Source organism: [Clostridium] celerecrescens 18A, from assembly GCF_002797975.1.
In the GTDB taxonomy this organism is placed as follows: domain Bacteria; phylum Bacillota; class Clostridia; order Lachnospirales; family Lachnospiraceae; genus Lacrimispora; species Lacrimispora celerecrescens.
In genome coordinates this window covers 463,407-483,743 of record NZ_PGET01000001.1, presented here as the reverse complement: position 1 = coordinate 483,743, position 20,337 = coordinate 463,407, and the positions used below count along the sequence as shown (strand labels likewise).

16 protein-coding genes are annotated in these 20,337 nt (G+C 46.5%); 6 read left to right on the top strand and 10 right to left on the bottom strand.

All coding sequences use genetic code 11. The features are described from left to right. Positions 1-15: 15 nt before the first annotated feature. The 4 genes from H171_RS02315 to ftsH form a co-directional block, all read right to left on the bottom strand. Positions 16-840, bottom strand: a complete 825-nt coding sequence (locus H171_RS02315) for a carbohydrate ABC transporter permease (protein ID WP_100303701.1) — start codon at positions 838-840, stop codon at positions 16-18. Then, positions 837-1,718 (bottom strand): carbohydrate ABC transporter permease, encoded by an 882-nt coding sequence (locus tag H171_RS02310; RefSeq protein ID WP_100303700.1) that lies wholly within the window; start codon positions 1,716-1,718, stop codon positions 837-839. Before H171_RS02310 ends, H171_RS02315 begins: the two co-directional genes overlap by 4 nt. 70 nt (positions 1,719-1,788) lie before the next feature. Then, positions 1,789-3,108 (bottom strand): ABC transporter substrate-binding protein, encoded by a 1,320-nt coding sequence (locus H171_RS02305; protein WP_242976838.1) that lies wholly within the window; start codon positions 3,106-3,108, stop codon positions 1,789-1,791. A 570-nt stretch (positions 3,109-3,678) separates the two neighbouring features. Then, a complete protein-coding gene (gene ftsH / locus H171_RS02300; RefSeq protein ID WP_100303699.1) occupies positions 3,679-5,661 on the bottom strand; it encodes an ATP-dependent zinc metalloprotease FtsH in 1,983 nt (660 codons plus the stop codon). Positions 5,662-5,945: 284 nt separating this feature from the next. Between ftsH and H171_RS02295 the strand changes: the two genes are divergently transcribed. The 6 genes from H171_RS02295 (at position 5,946) to H171_RS02270 (ending at position 12,624) form a co-directional block, all read left to right on the top strand. Further along, positions 5,946-7,550 carry a CTP synthase gene (locus H171_RS02295; RefSeq protein ID WP_100303698.1) on the top strand — a complete coding sequence of 535 codons (1,605 nt, stop codon included), beginning with the start codon at positions 5,946-5,948 and terminating at the stop codon, positions 7,548-7,550. A 216-nt stretch (positions 7,551-7,766) separates the two neighbouring features. Next, positions 7,767-8,945 (top strand): ABC transporter substrate-binding protein, encoded by a 1,179-nt coding sequence (locus H171_RS02290; protein ID WP_100303697.1) that lies wholly within the window; start codon positions 7,767-7,769, stop codon positions 8,943-8,945. Between the two features lie 120 nt (positions 8,946-9,065). Continuing rightward, on the top strand, positions 9,066-9,947 hold the full coding sequence (locus H171_RS02285) for a branched-chain amino acid ABC transporter permease (protein ID WP_100303696.1): 882 nt from the start codon (positions 9,066-9,068) through the stop codon (positions 9,945-9,947). 10 nt (positions 9,948-9,957) lie between these two features. Next, entirely contained in the window at positions 9,958-11,061 is a 1,104-nt protein-coding gene (locus H171_RS02280) for a branched-chain amino acid ABC transporter permease (RefSeq protein WP_100303695.1), read from the top strand. Further along, complete coding sequence (locus H171_RS02275; RefSeq protein WP_100303694.1) at positions 11,061-11,927, top strand: ABC transporter ATP-binding protein; 867 nt, start codon at positions 11,061-11,063, stop codon at positions 11,925-11,927. Before H171_RS02280 ends, H171_RS02275 begins: the two co-directional genes overlap by 1 nt. Next, positions 11,914-12,624, top strand: a complete 711-nt coding sequence (locus H171_RS02270) for an ABC transporter ATP-binding protein (protein ID WP_100303693.1) — start codon at positions 11,914-11,916, stop codon at positions 12,622-12,624. Before H171_RS02275 ends, H171_RS02270 begins: the two co-directional genes overlap by 14 nt. Before the next feature lie 80 nt (positions 12,625-12,704). On the opposite strand, the gene H171_RS02265 is transcribed toward H171_RS02270, so the two are convergent. The 6 genes from H171_RS02265 to infB form a co-directional block, all read right to left on the bottom strand. After that, the gene (locus H171_RS02265) at positions 12,705-13,748 is read right to left on the bottom strand and encodes a C40 family peptidase (RefSeq protein ID WP_100303692.1); all 1,044 of its coding nucleotides are present in this window, start codon (positions 13,746-13,748) and stop codon (positions 12,705-12,707) included. A 33-nt stretch (positions 13,749-13,781) separates the two neighbouring features. Next, a complete protein-coding gene (locus H171_RS02260) occupies positions 13,782-14,735 on the bottom strand; it encodes a bifunctional riboflavin kinase/FAD synthetase (RefSeq protein WP_166433584.1) in 954 nt (317 codons plus the stop codon). Positions 14,736-14,836: 101 nt separating this feature from the next. After that, complete coding sequence (gene truB / locus H171_RS02255) at positions 14,837-15,742, bottom strand: tRNA pseudouridine(55) synthase TruB (protein ID WP_100303690.1); 906 nt, start codon at positions 15,740-15,742, stop codon at positions 14,837-14,839. 11 nt (positions 15,743-15,753) lie between these two features. Next, positions 15,754-16,704: a DHH family phosphoesterase gene (locus tag H171_RS02250; protein WP_100303689.1), complete on the bottom strand. Its 951-nt coding sequence runs from the start codon at positions 16,702-16,704 to the stop codon at positions 15,754-15,756. Positions 16,705-16,716: 12 nt separating this feature from the next. Next, positions 16,717-17,079 carry a 30S ribosome-binding factor RbfA gene (gene rbfA, locus H171_RS02245; protein WP_025234370.1) on the bottom strand — a complete coding sequence of 121 codons (363 nt, stop codon included), beginning with the start codon at positions 17,077-17,079 and terminating at the stop codon, positions 16,717-16,719. An 87-nt stretch (positions 17,080-17,166) separates the two neighbouring features. Further along, positions 17,167-20,310 carry a translation initiation factor IF-2 gene (gene infB, locus H171_RS02240; protein WP_100303688.1) on the bottom strand — a complete coding sequence of 1,048 codons (3,144 nt, stop codon included), beginning with the start codon at positions 20,308-20,310 and terminating at the stop codon, positions 17,167-17,169. Positions 20,311-20,337 lie beyond the last annotated feature (27 nt).

Sequence of the window (20,337 nt, the reverse complement as noted above, 5' to 3'; positions counted from 1 at the left end):
ATCCTCCTTTTTTTCTTATCCTTTGATTCCACTCATCGCAATTCCTTCCACAAACTGTTTCTGAAGGAAGATATACAGAAGAAATGGTGGCAAAAAGGTCAATGTTGAGCCTGCCATCACCAGGCCATAGTTCGTTGAATAGCTTCCCTTCAGCGCAGAAATTGCAAGTGTCAGCGTCTGTCTCTCCGGTTTTGTCACAATTACCAGCGGCCAGAGGAAATCATTCCAGCAGGTGATGAAGGTAAAAATCATCAAAGATACCATAACCGACTTAATCAGCGGTATCACGATAGAAATAAATATCCGGTTCTCACCGCATCCATCAATACTGGCTGCTTCCAGAAGCTCATCCGGTATGGTCACCATAAACTGCCTGATCAAAAAAACTCCAAAAGCATTGATAATCGGTAAAAAAAGCGCAGGGTAAGTATTCATGAGGCCCAGTTTTTTCATGATGGTAAATACCGGAATCAAAGTTACCTGCCCTGGAATCATCAATGTGGCAAGATAGATGTTAAACAACTGGTCGCGAAACGGAAACTTCTTCTTGGCAAAAGCATAAGCCGCCATAGAAGAGATGATGCAGTTGAGCACACAGGCAGAAACCGTTACGATGATACTGTTGGCCAGATTGGAAGCCAGATTGAAATTTCGGAATACGCGGTTATAGTTAATAAAACTGAAATCAGCATTTTCAAAGTTTAAATCCAGCACTGTTTTCTGTGTCATTGATACCAGCATCATATAGATAAAAGGAGCCATAGCCAGAAGCGCAGCAAATAAAAGAACTGCCCCGATGGAGATTTTGAATAACCAGCCTCTCTTGTCCGCTTTCCTCATGCTGCCTCCTCCCCTCTGTCCTTTAATAATAACTTCTGCATAAACGATATAAACAGTACAAATACAAACATGAGCAGGGCGATGGCACTTGCATATCCCATGTTATATTCCTTAAATGCCGTATTATATATTGTCAGCACCAATGTAACCGTGCTCATACCAGGACCGCCGCCCGTCATGGTATACACAAGGTCGAACACCTGAAATGACCAGATCGTACCCAGGGTCACAACCAGGAATGTCACGCTGGACAGGCTGGGAAGTGTAATATAGATAAAGTTCTGTACGGTTGATGCACCATCTACCTCAGCCGCTTCATACAAACTCCGGGGAATGTTCATGATTCCCGCATAATAAATTACCAGAAAGTATCCAACATTCTTCCAGATGCTGGTAATGCAGATGCTGATCAGTGAAGTAGACTTTCCGCCCAGCCAGTTGATATTCGTTATACCGAAAAATCCCAGCACATGATTCACAACACCTGTGGGGTTTAACAGAATTGTCCATAAAGTACCAACCAGGATCGCGGAAGCGATAACGGGAATAAACAACGAACTTTTAACAAAATTCCCAAATCTGGTTTGGAACCGTTCTGCAATAACTGCCGCAAATATCAACGAAAGCATCGTCTGTACAGGTACTGTGATGAGCGTAAATATGGCTGTATTCTTAAGCGACGCCCAGATATAAGAATCCTTAAGCATCCTGGCATAATTTTTAAGACCAACGAACTGGGCCGGCTGTAAAACATTATATTTAGTAAAGCTGAAATAAACATTCATGATAATGGGGACCAAAGAAAAGACCATTATCAGTATAAAGCTGGGCAGCACATATGCGATACCGGTTAAAGCCTCTTTTTGTTTACTCTTCATAGACATCCCTTCCTTTTGCCTGGATAAAGTTCTGCCTGACGAATCAGATTCTGTCAGGCAGATCATGGTGCTAATTAATACTTTCTGAATATTCTACTGTTTTCTGAATCGCCTCTTCCGGCGTTAAATCTCCCAGCATCATCAGCTGTAAATTCTTGTATAAAGTATCCATGACTTTAAAGGAACCATTTGCAACAGGCAGGGTATGTAAATATTCATTCTGAGTCTCATACATGTCCTTAAACACTGGGTTATCATTGTATTCCTCATCCTTGGTAATCGGAGGGAATCCTGCAATCTCTTTATGGAAGCTTGACATCACCGGTGCAGACGTCATGTACTTAATAAGTTTCACTGCTAATTCTTTATTTTTACATGCATTGCTTACAATCAGTGCATCAGATGCTACCCATGTAGCCTTTGTCTCTTTTTCAAAACTAGGGATAAATGACCAGTTAATGCCAGCATCAGTTAATACACCTGCTGATTTAGCATCCATAGAAGCTACTGCTATACGGTCTTCACAGAACTGGGTTCTCACATCATCCCCGGACAACGCCAGACTTTCATCTGTAAGCACACCATATTTGAATTTCAAATCATAAAGGAACTGCGCCGCCTCCACAGCTGCTCCATTATCCATCAGTGCAACCTTACTGCCGTCTTTATTATAGATATCCCCACCAGCCTGCCATAAATATGGATAATAGATATTATTTAACGCACCAATTGCCGGATCCGCCCATTCCTGTGCAAAAGGTATTACATTTCCCAGATTGGCTTCTTTCACCTGTACCAGAACCTGAGTCAGTTCATCCCATGTCTCCGGCAGCTCTGTTATTCCTGCTGCCTTCAAAATGTCCATGTTGAAATATGGAATTCTCGCATTCCCTACAATAAATGGAATTGCATACTGTCCACCCTTCATGTTCCCCTGATCGAAGTAGAGATAATTATCCTTCTCTTCCTGAGTGAAATAACTATCTACATCTGCCAGTGTTCCCATCTCAATAAAATCATTGAACATCTCCAGATACATATAGCCTACATCCGGGCCTTCGCCAGAGGAAAAGCCTGTGAGATATTTTTCTTCATAATTACCCCATGGAGTAATTTCAATCGATAACTTTACATTGTTCTCTTCCGCCCACGGCTCCAATGTCTTAGTCCAGAATTCCTTATCCAGGGAATCTCCTGTTCCAAATGGAGGCATCCATAACAGAAGATTAGACTTCTCCCCTTGATCTGCTCCTTTTGTGCTGTCCGCATCACTGCTTACACTGCTTGCAGCTGCACTTGTTTCTCCATCAGCTCCTTTTCCGCACCCTAATAGAGAAACACCCGTCATTGCCGTAACCAATAAAACACCCAATACCTTTTTTGCTTTCATAAGCTCGCTCTCCTATTCACTGTTCTCCTTTTGTTACTGCTTCGTAAGCACCCTTATCTTAGCAGATTATTTTAATACTTTAAATGTTCTATTTTTTATGGGTTTAAGCAATTATTATATAATCAAGCACAAAACAATATATTTTATATAATAAATTTACATTTCTTTTGTTTTCCGCTTACATTTCTTTCGTTATTATGTGTTTAACTCATTAATTTTTATTGGTTGTTCTATAAAAATTGTACATTCGAACAATATAAACGGTACTCTCAACCCCCATGCTCCACAATCTTTTTATCTTTCTTCATCCATCTGCCATATTTAAACAGTATACTTTCGGATAGACATTGGGTAGGTGAACTAAAAAAACACCTAATGATTGTTCCATTAAATGCTTTTTATCCTCTCTGCCTTAAGCAATGCCCCATGGATTAATAAATAATAAGCCTGGAATATATTATAATATTAAATTGAGTAAATTACCATTTATTGTATAATACAAAAAGGGCAAAAAAAGGCAGCTGCTGCACGGCTCTGTCCATGCATCAGCTGCCTGATGGTTCTCAAACATTAATCTTTAACATTTCCAACATCGATAACGGATTCTTTCATTTCCTTCTTTTCTTCCGTCCAATCGGAAAGGCCGTCTTCCTCTTCCTTTGACACTTCCCCATTTTCAGAATCCTTATTCTCTTCCTTCGGCTCCGGAATTCCCTTTGCCTCCCGGAATATCTTCATGAATTCCTTACCGGTAATGGTCTCTCTCTCGATCAGGAATTCTGCGATCTTATCCATCACATCCCGGTTTTCTGAGAGAAGGCTCTTGGCCTCTTCATATGCTTCTTTCAGCATTTTCATGACTTCATCATCCACCTGGGAAGCAGTGGCTTCCGCACAGTTCATAACGGTACGTCCGCTTAAGTACTGGTCTTCCCTTGATGCCAGGCCCATAAGGCCGAATTTCTCCGACATACCGTACTGGGTGATCATGGCCCTCGCTACCTTGGTGGCCTGTTCAATATCATTGGCTGCACCGGTGGTAACAGTGTCAAAGACGATCTCCTCTGCCGCACGGCCGGCCAGATAGCCTACCAGCATGGCATGAAGTTCTTTCCTGGAGTTTAAAAATTTTTCTTCTTCCGGCACATGCATTACATATCCCAGAGCACCCATGGTTCTTGGAACAATCGTAATCTTCTGCACAGGCTCCGAATCCTTTTGAAGGGCACTGACCAGGGCATGTCCCACTTCGTGATATGAAACAATGCGCCGCTCCTCTTTGTTAAGGACACGGTCCTTTTTCTCTTTTCCTACCAGCACCACTTCCACAGCCTCAAATAAGTCCTTCTGAGCAACCGCATGACGGCCGTTTTTCACCGCAAGGATGGCGGATTCATTGATCATATTGGCAAGATCGGAACCAACGGCTCCTGAGGTTGCCAGAGCAATGGCATCTAAATCAACGGTATCGTCAAGAAGCACATCACGGGCATGAACCTTTAAGATATCCACACGGCCTTTTAAATCCGGTTTATCCACAATGATCCGCCGGTCAAAACGACCCGGGCGAAGAAGCGCAGGATCCAGGATTTCTGGCCGGTTGGTTGCTGCAAGCACTAAAAGTCCCTTGGAAGAATCAAACCCATCCATTTCAGAAAGCAGCTGGTTTAAGGTCTGCTCCCTCTCATCGTTTCCTCCGCCGAATCTGGAATCGCGGCTCTTACCGATGGCATCTACCTCGTCAATAAAAATAATACAGGGAGCAGATTCCTGGGCCTGCTTAAATAAATCCCTGACACGGGAAGCTCCCACACCTACAAACATCTCTACAAAATCTGAACCGGACAGAGAATAAAATGGAACATGAGCCTCTCCTGCAACCGCCTTGGCAAGCAGGGTCTTTCCCGTTCCTGGAGGCCCTACAAGAAGCGCTCCCTTTGGAAGCTTTGCACCGATCTTTGTATATTTTCCCGGGTTATGGAGGAAATCCACGATTTCAGTTAAGGATTCCTTAGCCTCATCTTCCCCCGCCACATCCTTAAAGGTAATACCTGTTTCCTTCTGAACATAAACTTTGGCATTGCTCTTTCCGACACCCATGAGTCCGCCTCCGCCGACCCTTCGCATCATGAAGTTCAACAGAAATCCCATGGCTGCAAACAAGAGCAGGTAGCTGACAATGGTCTGAATGAAAAAGTTGCCGTCACGGCGGGTTCTAAGGGTTTCCACTCCGGCAGTGCGAAGACGCTCCGCCAGATTTAAATCGTTGTCCATCCTTACTGTATAATAGGTAACGCCAGGTTTATATCCTTCCCAGGTCTTCTTGGGGTTTATGGTAATCTTCGTATCCTCTACATTAACCGACTCAACCTGCTTTTGATCTACCATATTCATAAAGGTATCGTAGCTCAGTTCTTTATTGGTCCTCGTCGTAATCGCGCCGTGCAGATAAGAAATCCCTGCTACCGCAATAAGAAACGCGATGACCCATATGGCGATGGCCTGGGTATTCTTCGGCATCTTATTATTATTATTTTGATTCTTGTTATCCATCTGTGTGAATTCTCCAATCCGGATAGTTTCTACCCATTTTATACCTCTATCATTATAGTGTCAGTTTCCCCATAAATCAAGAAAAGAATTATTAAATCCTTATAAACACCTGGGCTGGTTTTATTTAACAGCCATGAATTTTTACCATAAGAAAACTTACAGACAATATTTTATACTTTATATTCTTAGTTTTTTCATAGAACACTGGATTTTTTCAAAGAATAGCTGTATAATTTCTTTTTTAAAAATATTCCCATACCATTACAAAAGGAGGTTACACTGTTATGTCAGTGAAATACGTATTTGTCACCGGAGGAGTTGTATCCGGGCTTGGCAAAGGTATTACCGCAGCATCTCTTGGACGTCTGCTTAAGGCCAGAGGCTATAAGGTCACTATGCAGAAATTTGATCCGTACATCAACATTGATCCGGGTACCATGAATCCAGTGCAGCATGGTGAGGTTTTCGTCACAGAGGACGGTGCTGAAACCGATCTCGACCTTGGCCATTACGAACGATTTATCGACGAAAATCTGACTCAAAATTCCAACGTTACTACCGGTAAGGTCTATTGGACCGTACTGACCCGTGAACGGCGCGGGGACTTCGGGGGTGGCACCGTACAGGTTATCCCTCACATTACAGACGAAATCAAAAGCCGTTTTCACTGCAGCAACAGCAACTCCTCTGAAACAGAGATCGCCATTATAGAAGTAGGCGGAACGGTAGGCGACATCGAAAGCCAGCCATTCCTTGAAGCGATCCGTCAATTCCAACGTGAAGCAGGCCACGAGAACGTCATTCTCATCCACGTGACCTTGGTTCCATATCTAAAGGTTTCCGGCGAACTAAAGACCAAACCCACCCAGTCCAGTGTAAAAGACTTACAGGGAATGGGTATCCAGCCCGACATCATTGTATGCCGTTCCGAACTGCCCCTTGATGACGGAATCCGAAGCAAAATCGCACAATTCTGTAACGTTCCCAAAACCCATGTACTTCAAAACTTAGATGTGGAAGTATTGTATGAGCTTCCTCTTTCCATGGAGGAAGAGCATTTAGCTGAAGTAGCATGTGAAAGCTTAAACCTTCCCTGCCCCAAGCCAGACTTAGCGGACTGGACCTTAATGATCGATAACTGGAAGCATCCGGAGAAGGAAGTCACGGTCGCCCTGGTAGGAAAATACATCCAGCTTCACGATGCCTATATCTCCGTAGTGGAAGCATTAAAACACGGAGGTGTCTTCCACCGGGCCAAGGTTCATATTAAATGGATCGATTCAGAACTTGTTACCGATGAAAACGCAGCCAGCCTTTTCAGTGATGTGAACGGAATTCTGGTCCCCGGCGGTTTTGGAAGCCGCGGCATTGAAGGAAAGATCTCATCCATCCGTTATGCCCGGGAAAACAACATCCCATTCCTTGGCCTCTGTCTCGGCATGCAGATGGCCATCGTGGAGTTTGCACGCCACGTAGCAGGCTTTGGTGACGCACATACCTCAGAACTTGATGAAGAAACCACTCATCCGGTCATCCACTTAATGCCGGACCAGAACGGCATCGAGGACATCGGAGGCACACTGAGACTTGGCTCCTATCCCTGTGTGCTGGACAAATCTTCCAAGGCTTTTGAAGTATACGGGGAAGAACTGATCCATGAGCGTCACAGACACCGCTATGAGGTAAATAATGATTACCGTGATGATCTGGTAAATGCTGGGATGAAGCTTTCCGGTATCTCACCGGATGGACGGATTGTGGAAATGGTAGAAATTCCATCTCATCCCTGGTTCATCGCCACACAGGCACATCCGGAGTTTAAATCAAGACCTAACAGACCTCATCCGCTGTTTCGGGATTTCATAGGTGCGTCCATTAAAAACCGTTAACAATTAGATTATAACATATAATAGGGAGTTCGGACTCTTAAAAAAGGGTTCGGACTCCTTGTTTTATTGCAAAAAAAGTTTTTTTCTTTAAATTATAATTTTCTTTCATTTTTTTCTTGCACTTTTTCAATCTTCTGTATATAATATAATGCAACGTGTATCTGCACGAGAGACAGTTGTGTTTGCATGAGATACACATAAAGGAGGATATCATTTATGAAATTGAAAAAAGTATTTGCAATCACTCTTGCAGTATGTATGAGCGCCAGCATGGTCGCCGGCTGCAGCACTGGTTCCTCATCTTCTGCCTCCGGAGGCGAAAAGGTCGTTAAGATCGGCGTGTTCGAGCCTACCACCGGAGAAAACGGAGGGGGCGGGTTACAGGAAGTCCTGGGAATGCGCTACGCAAGGCAGACTCATCCAACGGTTACAATCGGAGGAGAGGAGTATAAGGTGGAATTGGTGGAAGTGGATAACAAATCCGATAAAACGGAAGCAGTCAACGCTGCACAGAAGCTTGTAAGCGAAAAGGTTTCCGTTGTGCTGGGAAGCTATGGTTCCGGTGTTTCCATTGCAGCAGGACAGATATTTGCAGATGCTAAAATTCCTGCCATAGGCGCCTCCTGTACCAACCCTCAGGTAACCCAGGGAAATGATTTCTATTTCCGGGTATGTTTCCTGGATCCGTTCCAGGGTACAGTCATGGCCAATTATGCCAATGACAACGGGGCAAAGACGGCTGCCGTCATCACCCAGTTAGGAGATGATTATTCCTCCGGCCTTGGTTCCTTCTTCAAAACTGCATTCACAGGCTTAGGCGGCAATATTGTCAGCGAAGAACAGTTCCAGACCAACCAGACTGACTTTAAGGCAATCCTTACAAACATCAAAGCCCAGAATCCTGATATCATTTTTGCACCATCTTCCATTACTACGGCTCCTCTTATCATCAAGCAGGCCCGTGAACTTGGAATTACAGCTACCATCGCTGCCGGTGATACCTGGGAGAACTCCACCATCATCGAAAACGCAGGTAATTCCGCAGAAGGCGTTGTCCTTTCTACCTTCTTTGACGAGGCAGAACCGGCCAACGAGGAAGCAGCTGCCTTTATCTCCGGCTTTAAGGCTTACTTAAAGGAAAATAAGCAGGACGAAATCATCCCTGCTGTATCTGCACTCGGCTATGATTCTTACCTCTGCGCATTAAAGGCCATTGAAACCGCCGGCTCCACAGACGGTACCGCTATCCGTGATGCATTAAAGGGCGTATCCATTGACGGCGTTACCGGAAGCATATCCTTTGATGAAAACGGAGATGCCAAGAAAGACATGGCATTCATAAAAACCATTGAAAACGGCAAATTTAAATTCTTAACGACTACTACGGTTAAATAATATCTGAGATACCGTGACAATGCAGTCAATACCAGATGAGTGGGGACGTATTTCCTTCCCCACTCGTTCCATTTGTGCATATTTCATTACATACTCAACAGATAGGAGGCATTTCGCCACATGAGTCTTACAACCTTTTTACAGCAGTGCCTGACCGGTATCTCCCTAGGCGGCGCCTATGCGCTGATTGCCATTGGTTATACCCTGGTTTACGGTATCCTGCGGCTCATCAACTTCGCCCACGGCGATATCTTCATGATGGCCGGTTATTTTATGATATTTGCCATGGCAAGTTTTCCATGGTACATTTCCATTCCAGTGGTTTTACTGGTCACCGTATTATTAGGCGTATCCATCGAACGGGTGGCTTACCGCCCCTTACGTACCGCACCCAGAATGTCCGTCATGATTTCTGCTATCGGTGTCTCCTACCTTTTGCAGAATCTGGCTACCTATCTGTTCACAGCCCTGCCAAAGGGGTATCCGGAGATTCCGTTTCTAAAGAAGATCTACCAGATCGGCGGTCTTTCCGCATCCTTTGTAACATTCTTAACGCCGGTCCTGACCCTTATCATTGTTTATGGGCTTATCACCCTGATCAATAAGACAAAAATCGGCATGGCCATGCGCGCGGTCGCAAAGGATTATGATACTGCCGCCCTTATGGGAATCAAGATCAACCGCATCATCACCATTACCTTTGCCATTGGCTCCCTTTTAGCCGCCGTCGGCTCCGTGCTTTATTTTACGGACCGAATGACCGTATTCCCGTTCTCCGGCTCCCTGCCCGGCTTAAAATGCTTTGTTGCAGCAGTATTCGGCGGTATCGGCAGCATTCCAGGCGCCGTGATCGGAGGCTTTATCCTTGGCCTTGGCGAAACCGCCCTGGTAGCTATGGGATATTCCACCTTCAGCGACGCATTTACCTTTGTTCTGCTAATCATCATTCTCCTGATCAAGCCTACGGGACTATTCGGCGAGAAGACGACCGATAAAGTGTGAGGTGCCCCCTATGAAGAAAAATGCAGTTTCCAAAAACAAACTTTATACTCTGGCCGCTCTTCTGGTCATTATCGGCCTGCTGGCTTTTTTACAGGCTAACAGCGCCCAGTACAGCTATCAGATTTCCATCCTGGAGCGAAGTGCCATCTACGCAGTGGTTGCCGTTTCCATGAACCTGCTTACCGGCTTTACGGGATTATTCTCCTTAGGCCAGGCCGGTTTTATGGCGATCGGAGCCTATACCGTAGCCATCCTTACCATTCCGGTTGAAAGCAGGGCGAGCGTTTACTATGTTAGCGGCATCTCTCCTGCTATCGCAAACTTACACTGCCCTTACTGGCTGGCCTTAATTATCGCAGGGCTCCTCGCCGCAGCCATGGCCGCCCTTATCGGCATTCCTGTTCTCCGGTTAAAAAGTGATTATCTGGCGATTGCAACCCTGGGCTTTTCCGAGATCATCCGGGCTGTCATTGCGGCTCCTCAGTTAGACAAGATCACTAACGGTTCCTACGGATTAAAAAGTATTCCCGGGTTTCCTAACCTTTTTACAGCCTTTGGGCTTCCGGCTCTTTGCATCCTTTTAATGATCCTTCTCATTAATTCCTCTTACGGACGCGCATTTAAGGCCCTCCGTGAAGATGAAGTGGCTGCTCAGGCCATGGGACTTAACTTATTCCGTTATAAGGAACTGGCCTTTGTCATTTCTTCCTTTTTCACAGGGGTAGGCGGAGGACTTCTGGCCATATTCATGCGCTCCATTGATTCGAAGACCTTTTCCATCAACTTAACCTACGATATCCTCTTAATCGTAGTCCTTGGAGGAATCGGAAGCATTACGGGAAGCGTCATCGGCGCCTTTCTGGTCACCGCAGGAAGGGAATGGCTTCGTTTCTTTGATAACCCGCTGGTTATCGGAGGATTTGAAGTACCCCTGTTCCGTTCCGGTTTCCGTATGGTCATCTTTTCTATTTTATTGATGATGGTGGTGCTCTTCTACCGCCGCGGGATCATGGGCAGCAACGAATTTTCCTGGGATGGGCTTGGTCGGCTTATCCGAAGTATTCCAACCAGGCTGAAGAGAAAAAGCAAAGCACAGAAGGGAGATAACGCATAATGTCAAACACGGCAAAAACTCCAATTAACGTGCTCCACATGCAGGATATTACCATGCAGTTCGGCGGTGTTGTGGCCGTAAACGGTCTGACCCTTGACGTAAAACAGGGAGAAATCGTGGCCTTAATCGGTCCCAATGGCGCAGGAAAAACAACCGCATTTAACTGTGTTACCGGTATTTATGAGCCCACCTACGGGAAGGTGGACTTTATGGGGGAAACCATTCTATCCAATACCCCGAAGGGAAAAATGATAAAAAACTATCTGGGAGAAGTAACGCCAGGTCCAATCTCAGTAATCAGCAGTACGCCGGATGTGATCACAAAAAGGGGCATTGCCCGTACCTTCCAGAACATTCGCCTTTTCGGACAGCTGACCGTTTTTGACAACGTGCTCATTGCAAAGCACATGCGTGCAAAACAGAATGTATTTTCCGCAACCCTTCGGTTAAACCACAGGGAAGAGGAACGGATGCGGGCGGAAACCGCTGCCCTTCTGGAAGAACAGAATCTGCTCCATTTAAAGGATGAAATTGCCACCTCCCTTCCCTATGGCTTACAGAGGCGCTTAGAAATCGCCAGAGCCCTTGCAACGGAGCCAAAACTTCTGCTGCTCGACGAGCCGGCTGCAGGCATGAATCCCCAGGAAACGCAGGAATTAACGGATTTTATCAAACAGATCCGTGATTCTTACCATCTTACCGTATTCATGATCGAGCACCATATGGATCTTGTCATGCAGATTTCCGACCGCATCTATGTTCTGGATTTCGGTAAGCTGATCGCACAGGGAACGCCGGAGAATATCCAGAGCAATGAACGGGTAATTGAAGCATATCTGGGGGTGAGCGACGATGCTGAAGATTGATAACTTGCGAGTGAATTACGGCGGAATTGAAGCCGTTAAGGGAATTTCCTTTGAAGTGCCGGATAAGAGCATTGTGACCCTGATCGGGGCCAATGGAGCCGGAAAAAGCACGACCTTAAAATCTATTGTCGGTCTGGTAAAACCATCAGTCGGAAGCAGCATCACCCTGGATGGGGAAGAACTGATCGGCAAGGATACTCCGGATATTATATCCAGAGGAATTGCCCTGGTACCGGAAGGGCGCCATGTGTTTCCGGATATGACCGTTATTGAAAATATCAAGATCGGAGCCTATTTAAGAAATGATGATCTTAAGGAGGATATCGACTGGATTTATGATTTATTTCCCCGGTTAAAAGAAAGGAGCTGGCAGCTTTCCGGTACTCTTTCAGGAGGCGAGCAGCAGATGCTGGCAGTTGCCAGGGCTCTTATGAGCCAGCCAAAGATCCTCATGATGGATGAACCTTCTCTGGGTCTTGCTCCGCTGATTGTTAAGGATATCTTCACTATTATCCGGGAGATCAACAAAAAAGGTGTAACCGTTCTTCTCATCGAACAAAATGCCAATATGGCTCTTCACACGGCTGATATTGGCTACGTTCTGGAAACCGGGCGGATCACCTTGACAGGGTCCGGGAAAAAGCTGTTGGCCGACGAATCGGTAAAAGCAGCTTATCTTGGAAAAAAGAAGAATTAAAAATAAAGGCTGCAGACAGGAAGCCCCTTCCATATGGGGCGCCTATCTGCAACCTTTATTTTTGTTTTTTAATATCATTGTCATGGAATCACCCGCCGTATGGTGACTGGCTTCCTGTAATTCCAGGTGGAGATTTTGATCCCGCTCCTGCGGTTTGCCGCATGGACGATTTTTCCCTTTCCAATATACATGGCCACGTGGTCAATCTGCCTTCCGCTTGCATAGAACAGCAAGTCGCCAGGCTCCATGCTGGAAGCTGGTATGACTTCTCCCTCTTCGGCCTGCTGCCTGGAGGTACGGTCTAAATGAACTCCTGCGGCATGCTCCATCACATACTGGACAAAACCGGAGCAGTCCGCCCCTGTATTAGGATTGGTGCCGCCCCATCGGTATGGGTTTCCCACAAACCCGACCGCATAGTTTACAACCTGATTGCGAAGGTCACTGCATTTTTCCGCTTCAGGTATGGTAAATGCGATTGTGGCATTTTCTGGTACATAGGCATAGGCTATCTGACCATTATATTGGAATTTTGCCCATCCCCCGTTATGGGAAATAAAAGGATATGTTTCACCCTCATGAATCTTGCCCAGTACTTCGGAATCCGTATTCGGTTTGCTGCGGACCCGAAGGGTTTCGGTGTCTACCCGGAGCATCAGCTTCATGTTATAGTAGGCAATTGCTCTGGCATCCTGTCCGGTGGTCAGATATTTTCCGTATACATAACCGGTAACCTGCCCTGACTTTATTTTATACCAGCCATTTTCTTCTGACAGCACACTGCTGCCGGCATGGTTTCTCAATTTCCCCACGATTTCCGCATCATTCTTTGGTTCTTTTCTGATGTTCAAGGAATCCTCCACCACACTCACCCCAAGATTCTGAAAGATAGAGTTGAAGGTTCCATACCTCATTTTTTCCTGCGTAAGACCGGCCGGCGTTTCCGCTCCTTCCTGTTTCATGGAATCCTGATATTGATCCATGTAGACCGAAATGCCTGCTACTGGCGAACCGGTCTTAAGGTTAGGTTCTGATTTTGCGGCCTGTACATCTGCTGTTCCTATCCATACGGCACTGCCGCATGCTATAGCAAAGCCTAGTACCTTCCATGCTTTGTCAGTCATATGCACTTTCCTTCGCAAGTTATGGCCTTTCCTTTACAAATGAGTGATTTGCCGATCTGAAAGGTCTTTTAAATACCGCATCCCGTATTCTCTATCCTTCCCGATCTGAGCTTTTAATTGTTCCAGCCCTTCAAATTTCCGTTCAGGACGGACAAAATGCAAAAGCTGTACTTCTATAGTCTTTCCATATATATCCTCATTTATACCATAAATAAAGGTTTCTGCTCCAATAGGTGAATTTCCCTCCACCGTGGGCTTTCTTCCGATATTCGTAATGCCCCCATAATAAGTACCGTCCACATACACTTTGGACACATACACGCCGAATAAAGGAAGGTGCTTCTCCGGCGAAGGCATGATATTGGCCGTAGGAAATCCAAGAACCGCTCCGCCAATATGGTTGCCGTGGACCACGGTTCCATGTATGGCATAAGGCTCTCCCAAAAGCTCGTTGGCCTTTTCCATATTTCCGGCATCCAGCTGCTCTCTGATGTAGGTACTGCTGATATCCCGGTGGTCATCCTGCTCTTTCGGTATAACGATCAGTTCATAACCATACCGTTCTTTCCACTGGTAAAGACTGTCCGCATTTCCCGCTCCCTGGTACCCAAAAGAACAATCCGTACCAACTACGATGATCCTGGCATTCATCTGGCCTGCCAGAACACTCTTTACGAATTCCTCCGGATCCATATGCGAGGTTTCCTCTGTAAAGGGATATTCCACTAAATAATCGATACCGATCTTTTCCAGATTACTTTTTCTCTCCAGATTGGTAGTAATGGCCTTTTGGGGGCTTCCTGTCATGAGGGTAATGGGGGCCATGTCAAAGGTAAGGACAGCCGTTTTATACCCTTTATCTACCTTCAGCTCTCCCATCCGCTTTAAAAGCTTCTGGTGGCCTCTGTGGCGTCCGTCGAATTTTCCCAGGGTTACGATTGCAGGCTCTTCAATCTGAAATTCTCTGGTTCCGGTTATATATTCCATGATTCATTTCCTCTCTTTTGCCCTGCTTTCCGGGCATAAAGGTATGCCTCCCAAGGCCTTCCTCTCTCCTGCCCTGCTTTCCCGGGCAACAATGGTATTCCTTAAGGCGTTCCTCCCAGAAATACCTTTTGAGGCTTAAGAAGCTTCTTCTCCCTGTCAGGTACATAAACTCCAATAAACTGGTTTCTGCTGTCATATACCCTTACAGGCCCGTCTGGCAGCCGGGAGTCTCCCTCTGCCTGGTTCCTGTAAAAGGGGTTCCCATTGTGAACCAGCTTATCAAAATCCTGTTTCATCTTAAGTTCCGGATATTCCGAAAACACCTTGTCCACAGCAAGGATATGGTTCTCCAAGGTTCCATCATCCCGAAGTTCCTCGATCTGTGCCAGGGTCAGGCTGTCCTTTAAGCAAAACCCGGAAACCTGAGTGCGGAGAAGGGATTCCATGCACCCTCCGCAGCCAAGCTTTCTCCCGATGTCATAGCAAAGGGTCCTGATATAGGTTCCCTTGGAACAGGTAACAGTCATGGTAACCCGTGGAAGCTGGATCCGGTCTACAGTGATCTCCAAAATCTCTACGGGCCTGGCTTTCCGCTCCACTTCTTTTCCTGCTCTGGCCAGCTCATAAAGCTTTTTTCCGTCTACCTTTAGAGCAGAATACATGGGAGGTATCTGATCGTAATGCCCCAGAAAGCTGAGTACAGCTTCCTTCACCTGCGCCTCATCTATATTGACCGGATATTCCGCCAGAATTTCTCCCGTAGTATCCTGGGTATCAGTTTCCCTGCCCAGAAGCAGGACCGCCTCATAGGTTTTGGTCTTATCTGTGAGCATATCGCAAAGCTTCGTTGCCTTTCCCAGGCATACAGGTAATACTCCCTCTGCCATAGGATCCAGGGTTCCTGTATGTCCTATCTTTTTCTGCTTTAAAATACCTCTCATTTTCGCTACAACGTCATGAGAGGTAAATCCTTTTTCCTTGTATACATTGATGATTCCGTCTGCCATAGATCCGTCTCCTAGTTAAGCTGTTTTGCAATCTGATTCGACAGATTGTTGATCACATCATGAACGCTTCCTGCCATGGTACAGCCGGCCGCTTTTTTATGACCGCCGCCGCCGAAATAAACGGCAATTTTGCTCACATCAAGATCCGTGGTAGAGCGCAGACTCACCTTATACTCCCTGCATGAGACTTCATACATGAATATGGCACATTCCACACCCTCTGTGATTCGAAGCTGATCAATGACTCCATCCATATCAGCACCGGTAACACCGTAGAAATCCATTTCCTTTTTGCTGATGGCACTGAAAATGCAACGGTTGTCATGAAAGGTTATGCTCTCCAATAAGGCTCTTCCCAGAATCTGATTCTGGATATAGGTCTTCCGGTAAAAACTGTCATCGATGATCTTTGAAAAGTCGATTCCCTTTTCCATCAGCTTCCCTGCAATCTCCATCGTCCTTTTTGAAGTGCAGTCGTATTTAAACACTCCGGTATCATGGATAATTCCGGTATAAATACATTCTGCTATTTCCCTGGTAATCTTATTTTCATCTAAGAGGCCGTAAAGCACCTCGCAGGTCGAACTGGCATCATCCTGTACAATATTCTCTTTTGCGTATCTTAAATTGGTAACGTGGTGATCCACACAGAGACTTTTTTTTGCGGTATTTAAGAACTTTGCTGCCTCTCCGAACCGGAGCGTATCACTGCTGTCAAGGCAAACACAGAGGTCATATTCCTTATCCTCTGAAAAGTCACTGACAATGCGGTCAAAATTCCTGAGATAATCAAATTTGGAAGGAGGGGTCTCAAGATAAACCACCGCCTCCACTTCCGGATGATGCTGTTCCAGATAGTTGTAAGCCGCCAGACAGGAACCAACGCAGTCCCCATCCGGACGGACATGACCCATGATTGCTACCGTTTTCACATCTTCAAGCACTGTGTCAAAAAAACTCACAAGGGCACCTCCCTAATCTCTGATATCTTTTGTTACCTCGTCTATTAATTTGGACATATTTACCCCATACTCAATGGACTGGTCCAAAATAAACTTGATCTCCGGCGTGTTGCGAAGGTTTACTCTCCTTGCCAATTCCCGGCGGATGTAACCTTCTGCACTTTTTAATCCTTCAATGGTAGCCTTCCCGGCCTCCTCATCTCCCAAAATACTGATGAATGCCTTACAGTATTTTAAATCCGGGGTGACTGAAACGTCAACCACGGTAGTCATGGGATGAATTCTTGGATCTTTGATTTCCAGACGGATGATCTCACTTAACTCCCTCTGGACCTCCATGTTGATTCTAGTATTCTTTATACTGTTTTTACGCATGTTATTCCTTTCGCTTTTTGTCCGCAGTTTCAAAAAGACCAGCCCGCATTACGGGCTCATCTTTTCAAAATTCCAAGATGCAGGTTCCTAGCGGGGAACCTCCACCATGGCATATGCTTCAATCATATCGTCTTCCTGAATATCATTAAATTTCTCAAATACAAGGCCGCACTCATAACCGGTTGCAACTTCTTTCACATCATCCTTAAATCTCTTTAAGGAAGCCAGAGGACCATCGTAGATCTGCTCTCCGGCACGTGTGATGCGGACGCTGCAGCCTCTCTGGAACTTACCATCCATTACGTAGGAGCCTGCAATGGTACCTACGCCGGATGCCTTAAAGGTCTGGCGCACGATTGCATGGCCGATGATCTTCTCTTCAAATATCGGATCAAGCATGCCCTTCATCGCTGCCTCTACATCCTCAATAGCCTGATAGATTACCTTATAAAGTCTCATATCCACTTTTTCCCGGTCTGCTATGGATTTTGCAGTTACATCAGGCCTTACGTTAAAGCCGATGATGATCGCATTGGATGCGGAAGCCAGGGAAACGTCAGACTCATTAATTGCGCCTACGCCTCCGTGGATCACCTTTACCATAACCTCTTCGTTAGACAGCTTCACAAGGCTCTGCTTTACCGCTTCCACGGAACCCTGTACATCTGCTTTCACGATAATCGGAAGCTCCTTGATGTTGCCGGCTTTGATCTGGCTGAATAAATCATCCAGTGATAACTTAGCCTTTGTATCTTCCAGTAATTTATTCTTACCTTCGGAAATAAATGTCTCTGCAAAGGTTCTTGCTTCTTTTTCATTTTCGGTTCCAACCAGGACTTCGCCTGCATTTGGAACGTCGTTAAGTCCTAAAATCTCAACCGGAGTGGATGGACCTGCTTCTTTTACTCTTCGGCCCTTGTCATCCATCATGGCGCGGACTTTTCCGTAACAGGAACCAGCAGTAACCGTGTCACCTACCCGAAGGGTTCCCTTCTGTACCAGTACAGTAGCTACCGGTCCTTTGCCCTTATCAAGCTCAGCCTCAATAATAAGACCTCTTGCACGGCGGTTCGGATTAGCTTTTAATTCCTTTACTTCTGCAGTTAGAAGGATCATTTCCAGAAGTTCCTTGATGCCGTCCTTTGTATGGGCAGAAACCGGAACAAATATGGTGCTTCCGCCCCAGTCCTCAGGAATCAGTTCATATTCAGATAATTCCTGCTTTACCTTGTCAATATTGGCACTTGGTTTATCAATCTTATTAATGGCGACAATGATCTCCACTTCAGCGGCCTTGGCATGGTTGATTGCCTCCACGGTCTGAGGCATTACACCGTCATCAGCTGCTACTACAAGAATTGCGATATCAGTAGACTGAGCACCTCTCATACGCATTGCGGTAAAGGCTTCATGTCCCGGAGTATCCAAAAATGTGATCTTTTCTCCGTTTACTTCAACGGTATAAGCACCAATATGCTGCGTGATTCCGCCTGCCTCTCTGGAGGTTACATGGCTTTGGCGGATCGCATCAAGAAGTGATGTTTTACCATGGTCAACATGGCCCATGACGCAGACTACCGGCGGTCTGGAAACCATATCTGCCTCATTTTCATCAGCCTCTTTCAGCAGTTCTTCAATAACATCTATTTTTATTTCTTTCTCGCAGAGAACATCATATCCCAAAGCGATCTCTTCCGCCTGGTCATAATCGATTTCCGTATTAAGTGTAACGATTTTACCCTGTAAGAAAAGCTTCTTTACAATGGCAGACGGCTGAAGCTTCATCTTCTCAGCCAGTTCCTTAATCGTCATGATATCTGGGAGAGTTATGGTCTTTATCTCTTCTACCTTAGGCTCTACATGCACCGGAGGCTGAACCGGAACTTTTAACGGCTTTCCGCCTTTGCCCTGTGCTCTTTTCTTAGCCTCGTCATCTTTGTCTCTCTTATCAAATCTGTCGTTTTTATAAGAGTTCTTTGCAGCCCTGTTGCTGGTAGGCTTTGCCTGGATTGGAGTATCAAAGGAACCTGTCTTAGGACCAGCATCTCTGCCTGTACGTTGTCCCTGTGGTCTTCCATCACGGTTGCCCTGATAGCCTCCCTGGCCCTGCGGTCTTCCGTCACGGTTTCCCTGGTAGCCTCCCTGGCCCTGCGGTCTTCCGTCTCGGTTGCCCTGGTAGCCTCCCTGGCCCTGCGGTCTTCCGTCACGGTTTCCCTGATAACCACCCTGGCCCTGTGGCCTTCCGTCTCGGTTGCCCTGGTAACCTCCGCCTTGAGGTCTTCCATCACGGTTGCCCTGATAGCCTCCCTGGCCCTGCGGTCTTCCGTCACGGTTTCCCTGGTAGCCTCCCTGGCCCTGCGGTCTTCCGTCACGGTTTCCCTGGTAGCCTCCCTGGCCCTGTGGTCTTCCGTCACGGTTTCCCTGGTAACCTCCGCCTTGTGGTCTTCCGTCGCGGTTGCCCTGGTAGCCTCCCTGGCCCTGTGGTCTTCCGTCACGGTTTCCCTGGTAGCCTCCCTGGCCCTGGGGTCTTCCGTCACGGTTTCCCTGGTAGCCTCCCTGGCCCTGGGGTCTTCCGTCACGATTCCCCTGGTAACCTCCGCCTTGTGGTCTTCCGTCGCGGTTTCCCTGGTAGCCTCCCTGGCCCTGGGGTCTTCCGTCACGGTTTCCCTGGTAGCCTCCCTGGCCCTGGGGTCTTCCGTCACGGTTTCCCTGGTAACCTCCCTGGGGTCTTCCTTCCCGGTTGTCACGGTTTCCCTGATAGCCTCCCTGAGGTCTTCCTTCCCGGTTATCGCGGTTTCCCTGATAGCCTCCCTGAGGTCTTCCGCCTTCCCGGTTTTCTGTATTCTGCTCTCTTGTTAATTCAGCACTTCCTGATAAAGACTGCTCTGAAACCTGACGATTTCTTGAATCTCCGTTCTGCCGGTCAGACTGAAACGATCTTCCGCCCTGAGACTGGGAATGCTGTCCCTGAGGCTTCATCTGCGCATTCTGCGGTCTGAATACCGCCGCAATTTTTTTCTTAGGCGCATCGGAATCATCCCCATCCGATGAATTTGATTGTACCGGTGCGGTTCCCCGGTTGTGGCCACCCACTTCTTTTTTCACGATTGCCGCCTGCTCATCCGTAACGTTGGAAGAGCTCTTTAAATTTATATTATGTTTTTCCAAGATATCCAGTATCTCCTTACTACTGTCTTTTCCCAGTTCTTTTGCCAGATCATATACTCTCATGCTTTCCTCCATTCTGTGCGCGCTCTG